The following is a 14,104-nucleotide window of genomic DNA, read 5'->3' on the forward strand; positions in this document are numbered from 1 at the left end:
TACACTTTTCTTTACGAATACCAATTTATTGCAAAAATCAGCCGCCAGATCCGTAAACTTTAAATTACACCACTTACTTTCCGTTACCAGGCTATGCTGAAGAAAAAAGGAGAATGGCTATGCGTTCAATTGCTCTGGTGCTGTTGTCGCTCATTTTATCGGGTTGCCAAATCAATCCTTATACCTTCCACCCGGACTGGACCAGCCCCAGCTGGTTTGATGCAGGTAAAGAAGACGCCATGAATGGTCTGCCGGTTAAAGATAACCAGACGCTGGCCGATAATTTTAATGATCCACAAGTTGATCGTAGTGAATATCTCCGGGGATATGCAGACGGACAGAAGAAAGTGTGTGAAGAAGGTTTTCTCCACGCCTGGGGATTAGCGGGCAAATCTTTTCCTGCCAGCTGCGATACTGCTGAAAATGCAGCAAAACTGCACGAGTCATGGCAAAAAGGCATGGATGAAAGCATGCGCTCCAGCAGACTTAATTAAGCCTCTTTTTATTCACCGGAATATAACAAAGTGTAGGATTTAGCTTAGGTCGAGGCAGGGAAAATTCTGACATAATGACGGCTCTGATAAACAATGGTATTCTGCCCACAACTCTTAAGGACATCTATTTCCGGAGCGAAGTGGCGGATTCTGGTGAGAAATTTATTCTTGATCTCTTTTTTCCGACTCACTCTGGTGCTAATGCTGTTCCTTATGGTGGGCCCAGCGACGGCAGGCACGTTCACCGAAACCGATAAATCGGTACGTTCGATCGTTTCAGGTATTGTGAGCTACACCCGATGGCCGTCACTTTCCGGCCAGCCAAAACTCTGTGTTTATGCTTCTTCTCACTACACGCATGCACTCACCAGCAAGGACGGGCAAAGCGACTTACCTTATACCCCCGTTATTGTGCGTAACGATCAGGAAGCCCTGTCCGCGACGTGTGATGCTATTTATTTCGGGGCGGAATCCCCCATAAAACAACGTGAATTAATAAGTCAGTATCAGGGCAGAGCATTGCTATTAATCTCAGAGCAAAATCCGGAATGTATTATTGGCAGCGCCTTTTGCCTGATAATTGATCGCAACCATGTCCGGTTTTCCGTCAATCTGGATGCGCTGACTCGCAGTGGCGTGAGAGTCAATCCGGATGTATTAATGCTCGCACGGAATAAGCAGCATGGATAAAGATTTCACTTCAGCGCCACGTCCGACGTTTAAAAGAACACTCAGACGAATCAGCATGATAAGCGTCATCATCACGATGACATTAATATGGCTGCTCCTCTGTTTTGCCTCCGTCGTGACATTAAAGCAATACGCACAAAAGAATCTCGAATTAACCGGCGCCACCATGAGCCACAGCCTTGAAGCCTCCCTGGTGTTCAACGATTCAGTGGCAGCCAATGAAACGCTTGCCGCCCTTGGCAAACAGGGCCAGTTTGCCGTGGCTGAAGTCCTCAACGTGCACAAAAAACGCTTTGCGTACTGGTCGTGGAACCCGGCGGATAACAACGACACCCTGGGCGCACTGGTCAGCCGCTGGCTTTTCCCCGAGCCGATTTCCCAGCCCGTATTCCATAACGGCTCAACGATTGGCGAAATACGCCTTACCGCGCGTGACAGCCTGATAAGCCACTTCATCTGGATGTCGTTTGCCGTTCTCACCGGCTGTATTCTGTTTGCGACGGTGGTCGCACTGACCATTACGCAATCCTTGCATCACGGCATGGTTACAGCGCTGCAAAACATTACTGACGTCGTTCATGACGTACGCACTAACCGTAACTTCTCCCGACGGGTGAAAGACGGGCGCATTGAAGAATTTCACCAGTTTGGCGAGGACTTCAACAGCCTTCTGGATGAAATGGAGGAGTGGCAGCTTAAACTGCAGGCGAAAAACGCCCAGCTATTACGCACCGCCATGCACGACCCGCTGACGGGTCTTGCCAACCGTGCGGCGTTTCGTAACAGCATCGCGGCATTAATGAATGACCCCTCAGCAAAAACAAACTCGGCCCTGCTCTTCCTCGACGGTGATAATTTTAAGTTTATTAATGACACCTGGGGACACGCGGCAGGAGACTGTGTGCTGATTGAAGTCGCCAGAAGAATGGTCGAGTTCGGTGATAAGCGCCATCAGTCATACCGCCTTGGCGGCGACGAGTTTGCCATGGTGCTGTACGGCGTCCATTCAGAGCCTGAGGTTCAACATCTTTGTGCTGCCTTATCGCAGCAGTTTATCCGCCCGTTCGAATTGCATAACGGGCAAAAAGCATCAATGTCACTCAGTATTGGCTTTGCTCTGGCGTGGGAAAATGGTTCTGTGGAAGCATTACTGGAGAAAGCCGACCGCAATATGTACCTGGTTAAAAACCAGCGTACAAAAACGATAAATTAGAAGGGAAACGATATGTTAAAGCGATACTTCGCGCCGTTGTTATTAGCCTCAGTCGTGCTGGCAGGTTGCCAGTCACCGCCGCAAGGCAAGTTCACTCCTGAGCAAATTGCGGCGATGAAGTCTTACGGTTTTAACGAACTGAACGGCGACTGGTCTCTTGGCCTGTCAGATACCATCCTGTTTGATAAAAATGACGCCAGGCTGCGTGCGGAAAGTGAAACGCAGATCAAGACTATGGCCTCTCGCCTCGCGGCAACCGGCCTGAACCACGCGCGTATGGACGGTCACACGGACAACTACGGCGAAGAGCGCTACAACGAAGCGCTGTCATTGAAACGTGCAAATGCGGTAGCCGACGCCTGGGCGAAGGGAGCCAATATCCCGCGCAGCAATCTCACCACGCAGGGGTTAGGCAAAAAATACCCTGTTGCGAGCAACAGTACTGCAAAAGGGCGCGCTGAAAACCGCCGGGTTGCGGTGGTTATCAGCACGCCATAAGGTTATTTAACCGATGATTCTGCGAGCGACACGCCTGTTGCCGCTCGCCAGCGCAGCCAGTCGACCAGCACAAACAGGGCCAGACTCACACCCATCACCGGCATCGCCAGCCCCAGCAGGACACTCACTATCGCCGTGACGGCTCTTCCCCATCCCGATAGCGCCAGCCAGCTCTGACAGAGCGTCTGAACCGGGTTCACGACCGATTGCGCCGGACGACGCATCCACCACATCCGGTATCCCCAGACGATCAGCACGCACAGGGCAATACCGAGCGCGATCAGCAACAGCTGATTGGCCAGCCCAAACAAAATCCCCATGTGGAAATCCACGCCCCAGCGGGTCAGTTTTGCCATTAGCGGGAAATCTTCAAACCGGGTTCTGTCCAGAATGTGCATGGCGTGCGGATCGACCGCCACCGCGTCGACCTGAGTCGGCCAGCTGCGATCGATTTCCGTCACGGTCCAGGCCTGTTCAGCCGTTTTCGCCGGGCGGATTTCGAGCTTGCTGGCATCTATACCCGCCGTGCGGGCGGCATGCAGGACGTCATCAAAAAGCGTCGGATCCATCACCATCCCGGGCATCATCATCCCGCTATGATGCCCCCGGTGCTCAGCGTGCTCGTCCATGATGGCAGGCATACCGGAGAGCGTAGTATTGACCTGCGGCGTAAGCCAGTTCATCCGGGCACGCAGTGTATCCACGTTACCGCCCGCCCACTGAGACCACGTCAGGCCTGTCGCTGAGAACAATAACATTCCCCCCAGCAACACCCAGCCCAGTGCCACATGCACACGACGGCGGTTCTGAAAACGGTTGTTCATTCGACGTTTTGGTCGGGTGTAAAACCACAGGGCGATTCCACCCAGCGCGGCAACCCACATCCAGGAGGCGGCCAGCTCGCTATAGAGCCGCCCGACATCGCCAAGCATCACCGAGGTGTGCAGATAATCGATGGTCTGGCGCAACGGCAGAATGCCACTCGTGCCGTACACCGTCATATCGCCCCGCACCTCAAGGCTTACGGGATCCACAAAGATAGCGCGGTTCTCCGACGGGCCAAGCGCCGGGTCAGCGAACATCACGCGGGTAGTATCACCGTCAACCAGCCCCGGACGAACGGCATGCAGGCGCAGATCTGAACCCACGGCTTTTTCCGCCACGGTAATCTGCTCGGCCAGAGGCCGTGCCTCTCCCACCGAATCCGTGTGCAACGCGTGCCGGTAGAGCGTGTTTTCCAGCTGCGGCGTCGCCACATACAGCGTACCGGTCAGCGCGGCGAAGAAGATAAACGGGCCAACAAACAGCCCGACATAGAAATGGAGTCGACGCAGCAGGTTTCCCCATGCCGCGCGCGGAGTGCAGGTAGTCATACTTTTCCTTTTTAAGGCAAAAAGTTATCGATTTTTTTTAAAGGGAAAAAGCAGACTGCCGCGGCGGCGCGCGGGTATCAGGAAAGAGCCAGGGGAAAAAGTGCCAGTGGCTGACCGGCGGTTGCGGCGGTGTAACGCGGCTCCTTTGCAGTACCACACTGAGCAGTACAATCAGCGCCAGCATCACGCCCGGCACATGCGCTAACAGTACACAGTAGCCACACGCTTCCGCATGGTCGACGGGCATCGAGTGCGGCATATCGCCATGGTGCTCATCCATCGACATCATGCTCATGTCATGATGCATTCCCGGCATGGCGCTCATGGGATCTTTTTGCAGCGAGATGGAGATAAGCGGCGCAACCACGATCAGCAGGATCGCAAACAGCGCGGTCAAAGCCGCTGCGCGTTTCCAGTTATGCCGATGCAGTACGTTATCCACTTTCCCTCCCGTTAAGAGGCCAGCATTGTAAATGATTTATGACGAAAGGGTTAATGCGAGAGGTGCGATGGAATAAAAAAGGGCCAGCCTTTCGGCCAGCCCTTTTTAACAGGATGTCGCTTAAGCGAATCTTAGTTCAGACGCTCTTTAATACGAGCAGACTTACCAGTACGCTCACGCAGGTAGTACAGTTTAGCTTTACGTACAGCACCACGACGTTTAACAGCAATGCTGTCAACTACCGGAGAGTGAGTCTGGAAGACACGCTCAACGCCTTCGCCGTTGGAAATTTTACGAACAGTGAATGCAGAGTGCAGACCGCGGTTACGAATAGCGATAACCACGCCCTCGAATGCCTGCAGACGTTTTTTGGAACCTTCAACAACCCATACTTTCACTTCCACGGTGTCACCTGGACGGAAGGAAGGTACGTCCTGCTTCATCTGCTCTTGTTCAAGTTGCTTAATAATGTTGCTCATAATTTAATCTCTTATCCTGGGTAAACTGATATTCGGGAGCGTATTACGCATTCCCATCATGTTCATGCTGCTGTTGCGCGTGTTCTTTTTTGAACTCGGCCAGCAACTTTGCTTGCTCTTCAGTCAGAGCCAGGTTTTCCAGAAGTTCAGGTCTTCTAAGCCAGGTTCGGCCCAGCGACTGCTTCAAACGCCAGCGACGTATCTCAGCATGGTTTCCTGACAGTAACACCGCCGGTACTTCCATCCCTTCTAACACTTCAGGACGAGTATAGTGTGGACAGTCCAGCAACCCATCAGCAAAGGAATCTTCCGTTGCCGAAGCTTCATGGCCCAGTACACCCGGAATGAACCGGGCAACGGAGTCAATCAGCGTCATCGCTGGTAACTCACCACCGCTGAGTACGTAATCGCCGATAGACCATTCTTCGTCAATCTCGGTTTGAATTACGCGCTCATCTATCCCTTCGTAGCGACCACAGACCAGAATCAATTTTTGATTCGTCGCCAGTTCGCTGACGCCCGCTTGATCAAGCTTGCGTCCCTGAGGTGACAGATAAATCACCTTCGCGCCTTCACCTGCCGCGGCTTTTGCTGTGTGAATGGCGTCCCGTAAGGGTTGCACCATCATTAACATCCCCGGTCCGCCGCCGTAAGGACGATCGTCCACGGTACGGTGCCGGTCATGCGTAAAGTCACGAGGACTCCAGCTCTGGATGTTCAGCAGGCCATTCTTTACTGCCCGGCCAGTTACCCCGTAATCGGTAATCGCGCGGAACATTTCAGGAAACAGGCTAATTATGCCAATCCACATAGCGCCGTCTTTTACCGTTTATCCGGAGAATTTAAAAACCAGGATCCCAATCTACTTCAATCGTTTGAGTAGCGAGATCGACTTTCTTGATAACCTGTCCATCGAGGAACGGAACCAACCGCTCCTTGATGCCAAATGCATCTTTCAGGTTTGCCCTAATGACGAGAACGTCATTTGACCCGGTTTCCATCATGTCGATGACTTTCCCCAGGCTATAACCTTCAGTGGTGACCACCTGGCAACCCATAAGGTCTTTCCAGTAGTAGTCGCCCTCTTCCAGCTGCGGCAACTGCGACGAATCCACGATAATTTCACAATTAGTCAGTGCATTCGCGGCATCACGATCGTCAATGCCTTTCAGCTTGATGATGATGTCCTGATTGTGGTGACGCCAGCTTTCCAGCTCGACCTCTTCCCACTTACCGGCTTTCTGGATAAACCAGGGCTGGTAATTAAAAATGCTATCAGCGTCTTCAGTGGAGGAAAACACTCTGAGCCAACCACGAATACCGTAGCAAGAACCCATTTTGCCCAATACAATCGGTTCAACAGGTGCTTTATTGCTCATCATGACCACCGTGACAGATTAAGCTGCTTTGTTTGCTGCTTTGATCAGCGTAGCAACGCGATCGGAAACAGTAGCGCCCTGGCCAACCCAGTGAGCGATACGATCCAGATCCAGACGGGTTTCTTCTTCAGAACCAGAAGCGATCGGGTTGAAGAAACCAACGCGCTCAATGAAGCGACCGTTGCGTGCATTACGGCTGTCAGTAACAACAACCTGGTAGAACGGACGCTTTTTAGCGCCGTGACGTGCTAAACGAATAGTTACCATAACATCCTCTTGTGTGAATAAAACAACCGGGCCCCATCGAGGAACGGAGCCCGGGTGTCATATTAAAAGCCCGAAAATTTTACTGATTTCTGGGGAAAATGCAATCAGCAGTTAAAACTCTGCTGCAAAACACGGCCAGGGTGCGCTTTTCGGGCACACCCCGGCATCAAAATAGCCAACAGCCTGGCGATTAACGGCCAGGGAATCCTGGCGGCATCATGCCCTTCATGCCACGCATCATCTTCGCCATGCCGCCTTTCTTCATTTTCTTCATCATGCGCTGCATGTCGTCGAACTGTTTCAGAAGACGGTTTACGTCCTGCACCTGCATGCCGCAACCGGCTGCGATACGGCGTTTGCGGGACCCTTTGATGATGTCCGGGTTAGCACGTTCCTTGAGGGTCATCGAGTTGATGATCGCCTCCATACGCACCAGCACCTTGTCATCCATCTGCGCTTTTACGTTGTCAGGGATCTGGCCCATGCCCGGCAGTTTGCCCATCAGGCTTGCCATGCCGCCCATGTTTTTCATCTGACGCAGCTGCTCAAGGAAATCGGTCAGGTCAAAGCCGTCGCCTTTTTTCAGCTTGCTGGCCAGCTTCTCAGCCTGGGCGCGGTCAACCTTGCTCTCGATATCTTCGATAAGGGACAGCACGTCGCCCATGCCGAGGATACGGGAGGCGATACGGTCCGGGTGGAACGGCTCCAGCGCTTCGGTTTTCTCACCCACACCGAGGAATTTAATCGGCTTGCCGGTGATATGACGAATCGAAAGCGCCGCACCGCCGCGGGCGTCACCGTCCACTTTGGTCAGCACTACGCCGGTTAACGGCAGCGCTTCGTTAAACGCTTTCGCGGTGTTCGCCGCATCCTGACCGGTCATGGCGTCAACAACAAACAGGGTCTCTACCGGATTGATAGCGGCATGCACCTGTTTGATCTCATCCATCATCGCTTCGTCAACGTGCAGACGACCGGCGGTATCCACCAGCAGCACGTCGTAGAATTTCAGCTTCGCCTCTTTCAGCGCCGCGTTAACGATGTCGACAGGCTTCTGGGCAACGTCAGACGGGAAGAAATCCACGCTGACCTGCTGCGCCAGGGTTTCCAGCTGTTTAATCGCCGCCGGGCGATAGACGTCCGCAGAAACGACCAGCACTTTTTTCTTGTGCTTTTCACGCAGGAATTTACCCAGCTTACCCACACTGGTGGTTTTACCCGCCCCCTGCAGGCCCGCCATCAGCACGACGGCCGGTGGCTGTGCCGCCAGGTTAAGCACCTGGTTCTCTTCGCCCATCGCCGAAACCAGTTCGTTACGGACGATTTTGACGAACTCCTGACCCGGGGTCAGGCTCTTGTTAACTTCATGACCAACCGCCTTCTCTTTAACGCGGTTGATAAAATCACGAACAACCGGCAACGCGACGTCTGCTTCCAGCAGCGCCATGCGCACTTCGCGCAGCGTTTCCTTGATGTTGTCTTCGGTAAGGCGTCCGCGGCCGCTGATGTTGCGCAGCGTGCGCGACAAACGATCGGTTAAATTATCAAACATTGTCTCTCGCCTGAGTAGAAACGTTGGGTCGCTGGCAGCGACACATACACAGAATTTTGCCGGAGTATAACATGAAGGCGGCTTTGTTGTTATGCAACGGTTGGAGCAGGCGTCACGTAACGTTATACTGCTTCTCTTTCTTATTAAGACAACTGTCGATGCCTATATGCCTGTTTTCGCACTGATCGCCCTTGTTGCCTACTCTGTCAGCCTCGCGCTGATCATTCCTGGACTGCTGCAAAAAAACAGCGGCTGGCGACGCATGGCTATTCTTTCGGCGGTGATCGCACTGATAAGCCATGCGTTCGCGCTGGAATCGCGCATTATCCCCGGCGATGGCAGCGTACAGAACCTGAGCGTGCTCAACGTCGGCTCGCTGGTCAGCCTGATGATCTGTACGGTGATGACCATTGTCGCCTCTAAAAACCGCGGCTGGCTGCTACTGCCGATTGTGTATGCCTTCGCGCTGATTAACCTGGCCCTGGCCACGTTTATGCCCAATGAGTTTATTACGCATCTGGAAGCGACGCCGGGAATGCTGGTGCATATCGGCCTGTCACTCTTCGCTTACGCAACGCTGATTATCGCCGCGCTCTATGCCATGCAGCTCGCCTGGATTGACTACCAGCTGAAAAACAAAAAGCTGGCCTTTAACCATGAGATGCCGCCGCTGATGGTGATTGAGCGTAAGATGTTCCACATCACGCAGGTCGGTGTCGTGCTGCTGACGTTAACGCTGTGCACGGGCCTGTTTTATATGAAAAACCTGTTCAGCGTGGAGAATATCGATAAAGCGGTCCTCTCCATCATCGCGTGGTTTGTCTATATTGTCCTGTTATGGGGCCATTATCATGAAGGCTGGCGCGGTCGTCGCGTGGTCTGGTTCAACGTCGCGGGCGCGGGCATTCTCACCCTTGCCTATTTTGGCAGCCGCTTCATACAGCAATTTGCTGGCTAAGTAACAAAGGAGTTCCCCCTGGAACACATCTCTACCACCACGCTGATCATTACGCTGATCGTCATGGTGGTCATCTCCGCCTATTTCTCCGGCTCGGAAACCGGCATGATGACCTTAAACCGCTACCGGTTACGTCATCGTGCTAAGCAGGGTAACCGTGCCGCCCGTCGCGTCGAAAAACTGCTGCGTCAACCGGATCGTCTGATCAGTCTGGTGCTCATTGGTAACAACCTCGTCAACATTCTTGCCTCTGCGCTCGGTACCATCGTTGGGATGCGCCTGTACGGCAACGCCGGCGTCGCCATTGCCACCGGTGTGCTGACGTTTGTGGTGCTGGTGTTTGCAGAAGTGCTGCCTAAAACCATCGCCGCGCTCTACCCGGAAAAAGTGGCCTACCCCAGCAGCTTCCTGCTGGCACCGCTGCTGATCCTGATGATGCCGCTGGTCTGGTTACTGAACATGGTGACGCGTGTCCTGATGCGGATGATCGGTATCAAAGCAGACGTCACCATCAGCAGCGCGCTCAGCAAAGAAGAGCTGCGCACCATCGTGCATGAATCACGCTCACAGATCTCCCGGCGTAATCAGGACATGCTGCTGTCGGTACTGGATCTGGAAAAGGTCAGCGTTAACGACATCATGGTGCCGCGTAACGAGATCGTCGGCATTGATATCAATGACGACTGGAAAGCCATCGTCCGCCAGCTGACCCACTCCCCGCACGGCCGTATCGTGCTGTACCGCGACTCTCTGGACGATGCCATCAGCATGCTGCGCGTGCGCGAAGCTTATCGTCTGATGACCGAGAAAAAAGAGTTCACCAAAGAGGTGATGCTCCGCGCCGCCGACGAAATTTATTACGTGCCGGAAGGAACGCCGCTCAGCACCCAGCTGGTGAAGTTCCAGCGTAATAAGAAGAAGGTCGGCCTGGTGGTCAATGAGTACGGGGATATTCAGGGGCTGGTGACGGTTGAAGATATTCTGGAAGAGATTGTTGGCGACTTTACCACCTCAATGTCCCCTTCCCTTGCGGAAGAAGTCACCCCGCAAAACGACGGCTCGGTGCTGATCGACGGTAGCGCGAACATTCGCGAGCTCAATAAAGCCTTTAACTGGCATTTACCGGAAGATGAAGCACGCACCATAAACGGGATGATTCTGGAAGCACTGGAAGAGATCCCGGCGGCGGGCACGCGGGTGCGCATTGAGCAATACGATATTGATATCCTGGACGTGCAGGACAATATGATTAAGCAGGTAAAAGTCCTGCCGGTAAAACCGATTCGGGAAAGTATTGCTGAGTAGAGAGTAGGCCGGGTACGGCGCAAGCCGCCACCCGGCACTACAGATGGCAAATTACGCTTTCGCTTTCGCCACGGTAACCATTGCAGCACGAATGGTACGACCGTTCAGGGTATAACCTTTCTGCATCACGCCAAGCACTTTACCGGCTTCAACGTCTTCTGATTCCACCATCGCAATCGCCTGGTGCACATTTGGATCCAGCGGAACGTTGGTATCGCCAACCACTTCCACGCCAAACTTACGTACCACATCCAGCATGGATTTCAGCGTCAGTTCGATACCTTCGATCATCGCGGTGTTGTCCGGGTTAGCTTTATCAGCCACTTCCAGTGCGCGATCCAGGCTATCAATCACCGGCAGCAGTTCGTTGATGAATTTCTCCAGCGCAAATTTATGCGCCTTCTCAACGTCCTGCTCGGTACGACGGCGCAGGTTTTCCATTTCAGCCTTGATGCGCAGAACACTGTCGCGTTCGCGATTCTGTGCTTCTACCAGCTGAGCTTCCAGATTCGCAATTTTTTCATCGCGCGGGTCCACCTGCTCAGCAGATGCGTCCGGCTCTACAGCCTCAACATCATCGTGCTGTTCCGTGATAATTTCTTCAGGGGCTTGCCCCTCAGGCGTTTTCTGTTCTTTACTACTCATGAATTTCTCCGCGTTTTTCTGCATTCATATCGCTAACTTCGCTTATTATGGGGATCAGTTTCCGGGATTCAAGGGAACAAGACAGATTGTCATCATTCATCAGGCACAAGGACCTCCAGAAAATGAATAATCATTTCAGGTGTATTGGGATCGTCGGGCATCCGCGTCACCCTACCGCATTGACGACACATGAAATGTTGTATCGCTGGCTGTGTAGCAAAGGCTATGAAGTGATGGTCGAGCAGCAGATTGCTCAGGAGCTGCAGCTGAAGAGCGTCAAAACCGGCACGCTGGCGGAAATTGGCCAGCAGGCGGATCTCGCCGTGGTGGTCGGTGGCGACGGCAATATGCTCGGCGCGGCCCGAACGCTCGCGCGTTATGACATCAAGGTCATCGGTATCAACCGCGGCAATCTCGGCTTTCTGACCGACCTCGATCCGGACAACGCCCAGCAGCAGCTGGCCGACGTGCTGGAAGGTCATTATATCAGCGAAAAACGCTTTTTGCTGGAAGCGCAGGTGTGTCAGCAGGACTGCCAGAAGCGCATCAGCACCGCGATTAATGAAGTGGTGCTCCATCCCGGCAAAGTGGCGCACATGATTGAGTTCGAAGTCTATATCGACGAAATCTTCGCCTTCTCGCAGCGTTCTGACGGGCTGATTATCTCCACGCCGACAGGGTCGACTGCCTACTCGCTCTCTGCGGGTGGCCCGATCCTCACCCCTTCACTGGATGCCATCACCCTGGTACCGATGTTCCCGCACACGCTCTCGGCGCGTCCGCTGGTGATCAACAGCAGCAGCACCATTCGTCTGCGTTTCTCGCACCGCCGTAACGATCTGGAGATCAGCTGCGACAGCCAGATTGCGCTGCCTATTCAGGAAGGTGAAGATGTTCTCATTCGTCGGTGTGATTACCACCTGAATCTTATTCACCCGAAAGATTACAGCTATTTCAATACATTAAGCTCGAAGCTTGGCTGGTCAAAAAAATTGTTCTGATTTTGCATCCAGCACTTTACTGTATATAAAACCAGTTTATACTGTATGAAAACACAGTCATGGTTTTTCATACAGGAAAACAATTATGCTGGCACAACTGACCATCAGCAACTTTGCCATAGTTCGTGAGCTTGAGATCGATTTCCACAGCGGCATGACGGCGATCACCGGGGAAACCGGTGCGGGTAAATCCATTGCCATAGATGCCCTCGGCTTGTGCCTCGGCGGCCGTGCAGAAGGTGACATGGTGCGCAGGGGCGCAAACCGTGCCGATCTCTGCGCTCGCTTTTCCCTGAAAGGTACCCCTGCCGCCCTGTGCTGGCTGGAAGAGAACCAGCTGGAAGACGGACGTGAGTGTTTACTTCGTCGCGTTATCAGCAGCGATGGTCGTTCCCGCGGCTTTATCAACGGCACTGCAGTCCCGCTTTCCCAGCTTCGCGAGCTCGGCCAGTTACTCATTCAGATCCACGGCCAGCACGCGCACCAGCAACTCATTAAACCGGAGCAGCAGAAAGCGCTGCTTGATGGCTATGCAGGTGAGTACGCACTTACTCAGCGCATGGCGGAGCACTATCGCCAGTGGCATCAAAGCTGCCGTGAGCTTGCCCAGCACCAGCAGCAAAGCCAGGAGCGTGCCGCCCGTGCTGAGCTTCTGGAATACCAGCTTAAAGAACTTAACGAATTTAGCCCGCAGGCGGGTGAATTTGAGCTTATCGACGAAGAGTACAAGCGCCTGGCTAACAGCGGTCACCTGCTCTCAACCAGCCAGAATGCCCTTAACATGCTGGCTGACGGTGAAGACGTGAACCTGCAGAGCCAGCTGTATAATGTTCGTCAGCTCATCACCGAGCTGGCCGGCATGGACAGCAAACTCTCTGGCGTACTGGATATGCTGGAAGAGGCCGCGATTCAGATTTCAGAAGCCAGTGACGAACTGCGCCACTACTGTGAACGTCTGGATCTCGACCCGAACCGTCTGTTTGAGCTGGAGCAACGCATCTCCCGTCAGATCTCGCTGGCGCGTAAGCACCACGTTACGCCAGAAGAGCTGCCTGGCTACTATCAGTCCCTGCTTGATGAACAACAGCAGCTTGACGATCAGGCTGACTCGCTGGAAACCCTGTCACTGGCGGTGAACCTGCACCATGAACAGGCGCTGACGACGGCGAAACAGCTGCATGAGATCCGTCAACATTACGCCCAGGAACTGAGCCAGCACATCACCGACAGCATGCACACGCTGGCGATGCCGCACGGCGTATTCACCATCGATGTCCGTTTCGAAGAGAACCATCTGACGGCGGAAGGTGCAGACCGTATCGAATTCCGCGTCACCACCAACCCGGGGCAGCCGTTGCAGCCCATCTCTAAAGTGGCTTCCGGCGGTGAACTGTCGCGTATCGCGCTGGCGATTCAGGTGATTACCGCACGTAAAATGGAAACCCCGGCGCTTATTTTCGATGAAGTGGATGTGGGGATCAGCGGCCCTACGGCGGCAGTCGTCGGCAAACTGTTGCGCCAGTTGGGTGAATCAACGCAGGTCATGTGTGTTACCCACCTGCCGCAGGTGGCCGGGTGTGGTCATCATCACTTTATCGTCAGCAAAGAAACTGACGGTGAAATGACGGAAACGCACATGAAGCCACTGGATAAACGCGCACGTCTGCAGGAGCTGGCACGCCTGCTGGGCGGCAGTGAAGTCACGCGAAATACGCTCGCGAACGCGAAAGAACTGCTGGCGGCATAAACTTTTTCGGGATCTCAGGGTCATAGAGAACAACAAAAACGCCGCCAGACCGGTTTCAAAG

The 14,104-nt window shown here is 53.7% G+C and carries 16 protein-coding genes; 8 read left to right on the forward strand and 8 right to left on the reverse strand.

The window, feature by feature from the left end; translation table 11 throughout:
• Nucleotides 1–119: 119 nt before the first annotated feature.
• The 4 genes from F8561_RS00100 (at nt 120) to F8561_RS00115 (ending at nt 2,895) form a co-directional block, all read left to right on the forward strand.
• Nucleotides 120–494, forward strand: coding sequence for a DUF2799 domain-containing protein (locus F8561_RS00100; RefSeq protein ID WP_032680468.1), 375 nt, complete (start codon nt 120–122; stop codon nt 492–494).
• A gap of 201 nt (nt 495–695) precedes the next feature.
• The gene (locus F8561_RS00105; protein WP_226777962.1) at nt 696–1,184 is read left to right on the forward strand and encodes a YfiR family protein; all 489 of its coding nucleotides are present in this window, start codon (nt 696–698) and stop codon (nt 1,182–1,184) included.
• Nucleotides 1,177–2,397, forward strand: a complete 1,221-nt coding sequence (gene dgcN / locus F8561_RS00110) for a diguanylate cyclase DgcN (protein WP_047366092.1) — start codon at nt 1,177–1,179, stop codon at nt 2,395–2,397. Before F8561_RS00105 ends, dgcN begins: the two co-directional genes overlap by 8 nt.
• A gap of 12 nt (nt 2,398–2,409) precedes the next feature.
• The gene (locus F8561_RS00115) at nt 2,410–2,895 is read left to right on the forward strand and encodes an OmpA family protein (RefSeq protein ID WP_014171244.1); all 486 of its coding nucleotides are present in this window, start codon (nt 2,410–2,412) and stop codon (nt 2,893–2,895) included.
• Between the two features lie 2 nt (nt 2,896–2,897).
• On the opposite strand, the gene F8561_RS00120 is transcribed toward F8561_RS00115, so the two are convergent.
• From F8561_RS00120 to ffh, 7 genes are all read right to left on the reverse strand, one after another.
• Complete coding sequence (locus tag F8561_RS00120; protein ID WP_151887019.1) at nt 2,898–4,268, reverse strand: PepSY-associated TM helix domain-containing protein; 1,371 nt, start codon at nt 4,266–4,268, stop codon at nt 2,898–2,900.
• A gap of 37 nt (nt 4,269–4,305) precedes the next feature.
• Nucleotides 4,306–4,710, reverse strand: a complete 405-nt coding sequence (locus tag F8561_RS00125; RefSeq protein ID WP_025203431.1) for a DUF2946 domain-containing protein — start codon at nt 4,708–4,710, stop codon at nt 4,306–4,308.
• Nucleotides 4,711–4,841: 131 nt separating this feature from the next.
• Entirely contained in the window at nt 4,842–5,189 is a 348-nt protein-coding gene (rplS, locus tag F8561_RS00130) for a 50S ribosomal protein L19 (RefSeq protein ID WP_002914145.1), read from the reverse strand.
• Between the two features lie 43 nt (nt 5,190–5,232).
• A complete protein-coding gene (gene trmD, locus F8561_RS00135; protein WP_014171247.1) occupies nt 5,233–6,000 on the reverse strand; it encodes a tRNA (guanosine(37)-N1)-methyltransferase TrmD in 768 nt (255 codons plus the stop codon).
• A gap of 31 nt (nt 6,001–6,031) precedes the next feature.
• Nucleotides 6,032–6,571: a ribosome maturation factor RimM gene (gene rimM, locus F8561_RS00140; RefSeq protein ID WP_032670210.1), complete on the reverse strand. Its 540-nt coding sequence runs from the start codon at nt 6,569–6,571 to the stop codon at nt 6,032–6,034.
• Between the two features lie 15 nt (nt 6,572–6,586).
• Nucleotides 6,587–6,835 carry a 30S ribosomal protein S16 gene (gene rpsP / locus F8561_RS00145; RefSeq protein WP_014171249.1) on the reverse strand — a complete coding sequence of 83 codons (249 nt, stop codon included), beginning with the start codon at nt 6,833–6,835 and terminating at the stop codon, nt 6,587–6,589.
• A 190-nt stretch (nt 6,836–7,025) separates the two neighbouring features.
• Nucleotides 7,026–8,387 carry a signal recognition particle protein gene (gene ffh, locus F8561_RS00150; protein WP_014171250.1) on the reverse strand — a complete coding sequence of 454 codons (1,362 nt, stop codon included), beginning with the start codon at nt 8,385–8,387 and terminating at the stop codon, nt 7,026–7,028.
• A 166-nt stretch (nt 8,388–8,553) separates the two neighbouring features.
• On the opposite strand from ffh, the gene F8561_RS00155 reads away from it, so the two are divergent.
• Together F8561_RS00155 and F8561_RS00160 are read left to right on the forward strand one after the other, a co-directional pair.
• The gene (locus F8561_RS00155) at nt 8,554–9,345 is read left to right on the forward strand and encodes an inner membrane protein YpjD (RefSeq protein ID WP_003863130.1); all 792 of its coding nucleotides are present in this window, start codon (nt 8,554–8,556) and stop codon (nt 9,343–9,345) included.
• A gap of 18 nt (nt 9,346–9,363) precedes the next feature.
• The gene (locus tag F8561_RS00160; protein ID WP_032670206.1) at nt 9,364–10,650 is read left to right on the forward strand and encodes an HlyC/CorC family transporter; all 1,287 of its coding nucleotides are present in this window, start codon (nt 9,364–9,366) and stop codon (nt 10,648–10,650) included.
• 51 nt (nt 10,651–10,701) lie between these two features.
• On the opposite strand, the gene grpE is transcribed toward F8561_RS00160, so the two are convergent.
• On the reverse strand, nt 10,702–11,295 hold the full coding sequence (grpE, locus tag F8561_RS00165; RefSeq protein WP_020883911.1) for a nucleotide exchange factor GrpE: 594 nt from the start codon (nt 11,293–11,295) through the stop codon (nt 10,702–10,704).
• A gap of 122 nt (nt 11,296–11,417) precedes the next feature.
• Between grpE and nadK the strand changes: the two genes are divergently transcribed.
• Together nadK and recN are read left to right on the forward strand one after the other, a co-directional pair.
• Nucleotides 11,418–12,296, forward strand: a complete 879-nt coding sequence (gene nadK / locus F8561_RS00170) for an NAD(+) kinase (RefSeq protein WP_020883909.1) — start codon at nt 11,418–11,420, stop codon at nt 12,294–12,296.
• Between the two features lie 85 nt (nt 12,297–12,381).
• Nucleotides 12,382–14,043 carry a DNA repair protein RecN gene (recN, locus tag F8561_RS00175; RefSeq protein WP_113657062.1) on the forward strand — a complete coding sequence of 554 codons (1,662 nt, stop codon included), beginning with the start codon at nt 12,382–12,384 and terminating at the stop codon, nt 14,041–14,043.
• Nucleotides 14,044–14,104: the final 61 nt, after the last annotated feature.

Origin of the sequence: Enterobacter sp. 198 (assembly GCF_009025585.1) — a bacterium.
In the GTDB taxonomy this organism is placed as follows: domain Bacteria; phylum Pseudomonadota; class Gammaproteobacteria; order Enterobacterales; family Enterobacteriaceae; genus Enterobacter; species Enterobacter ludwigii.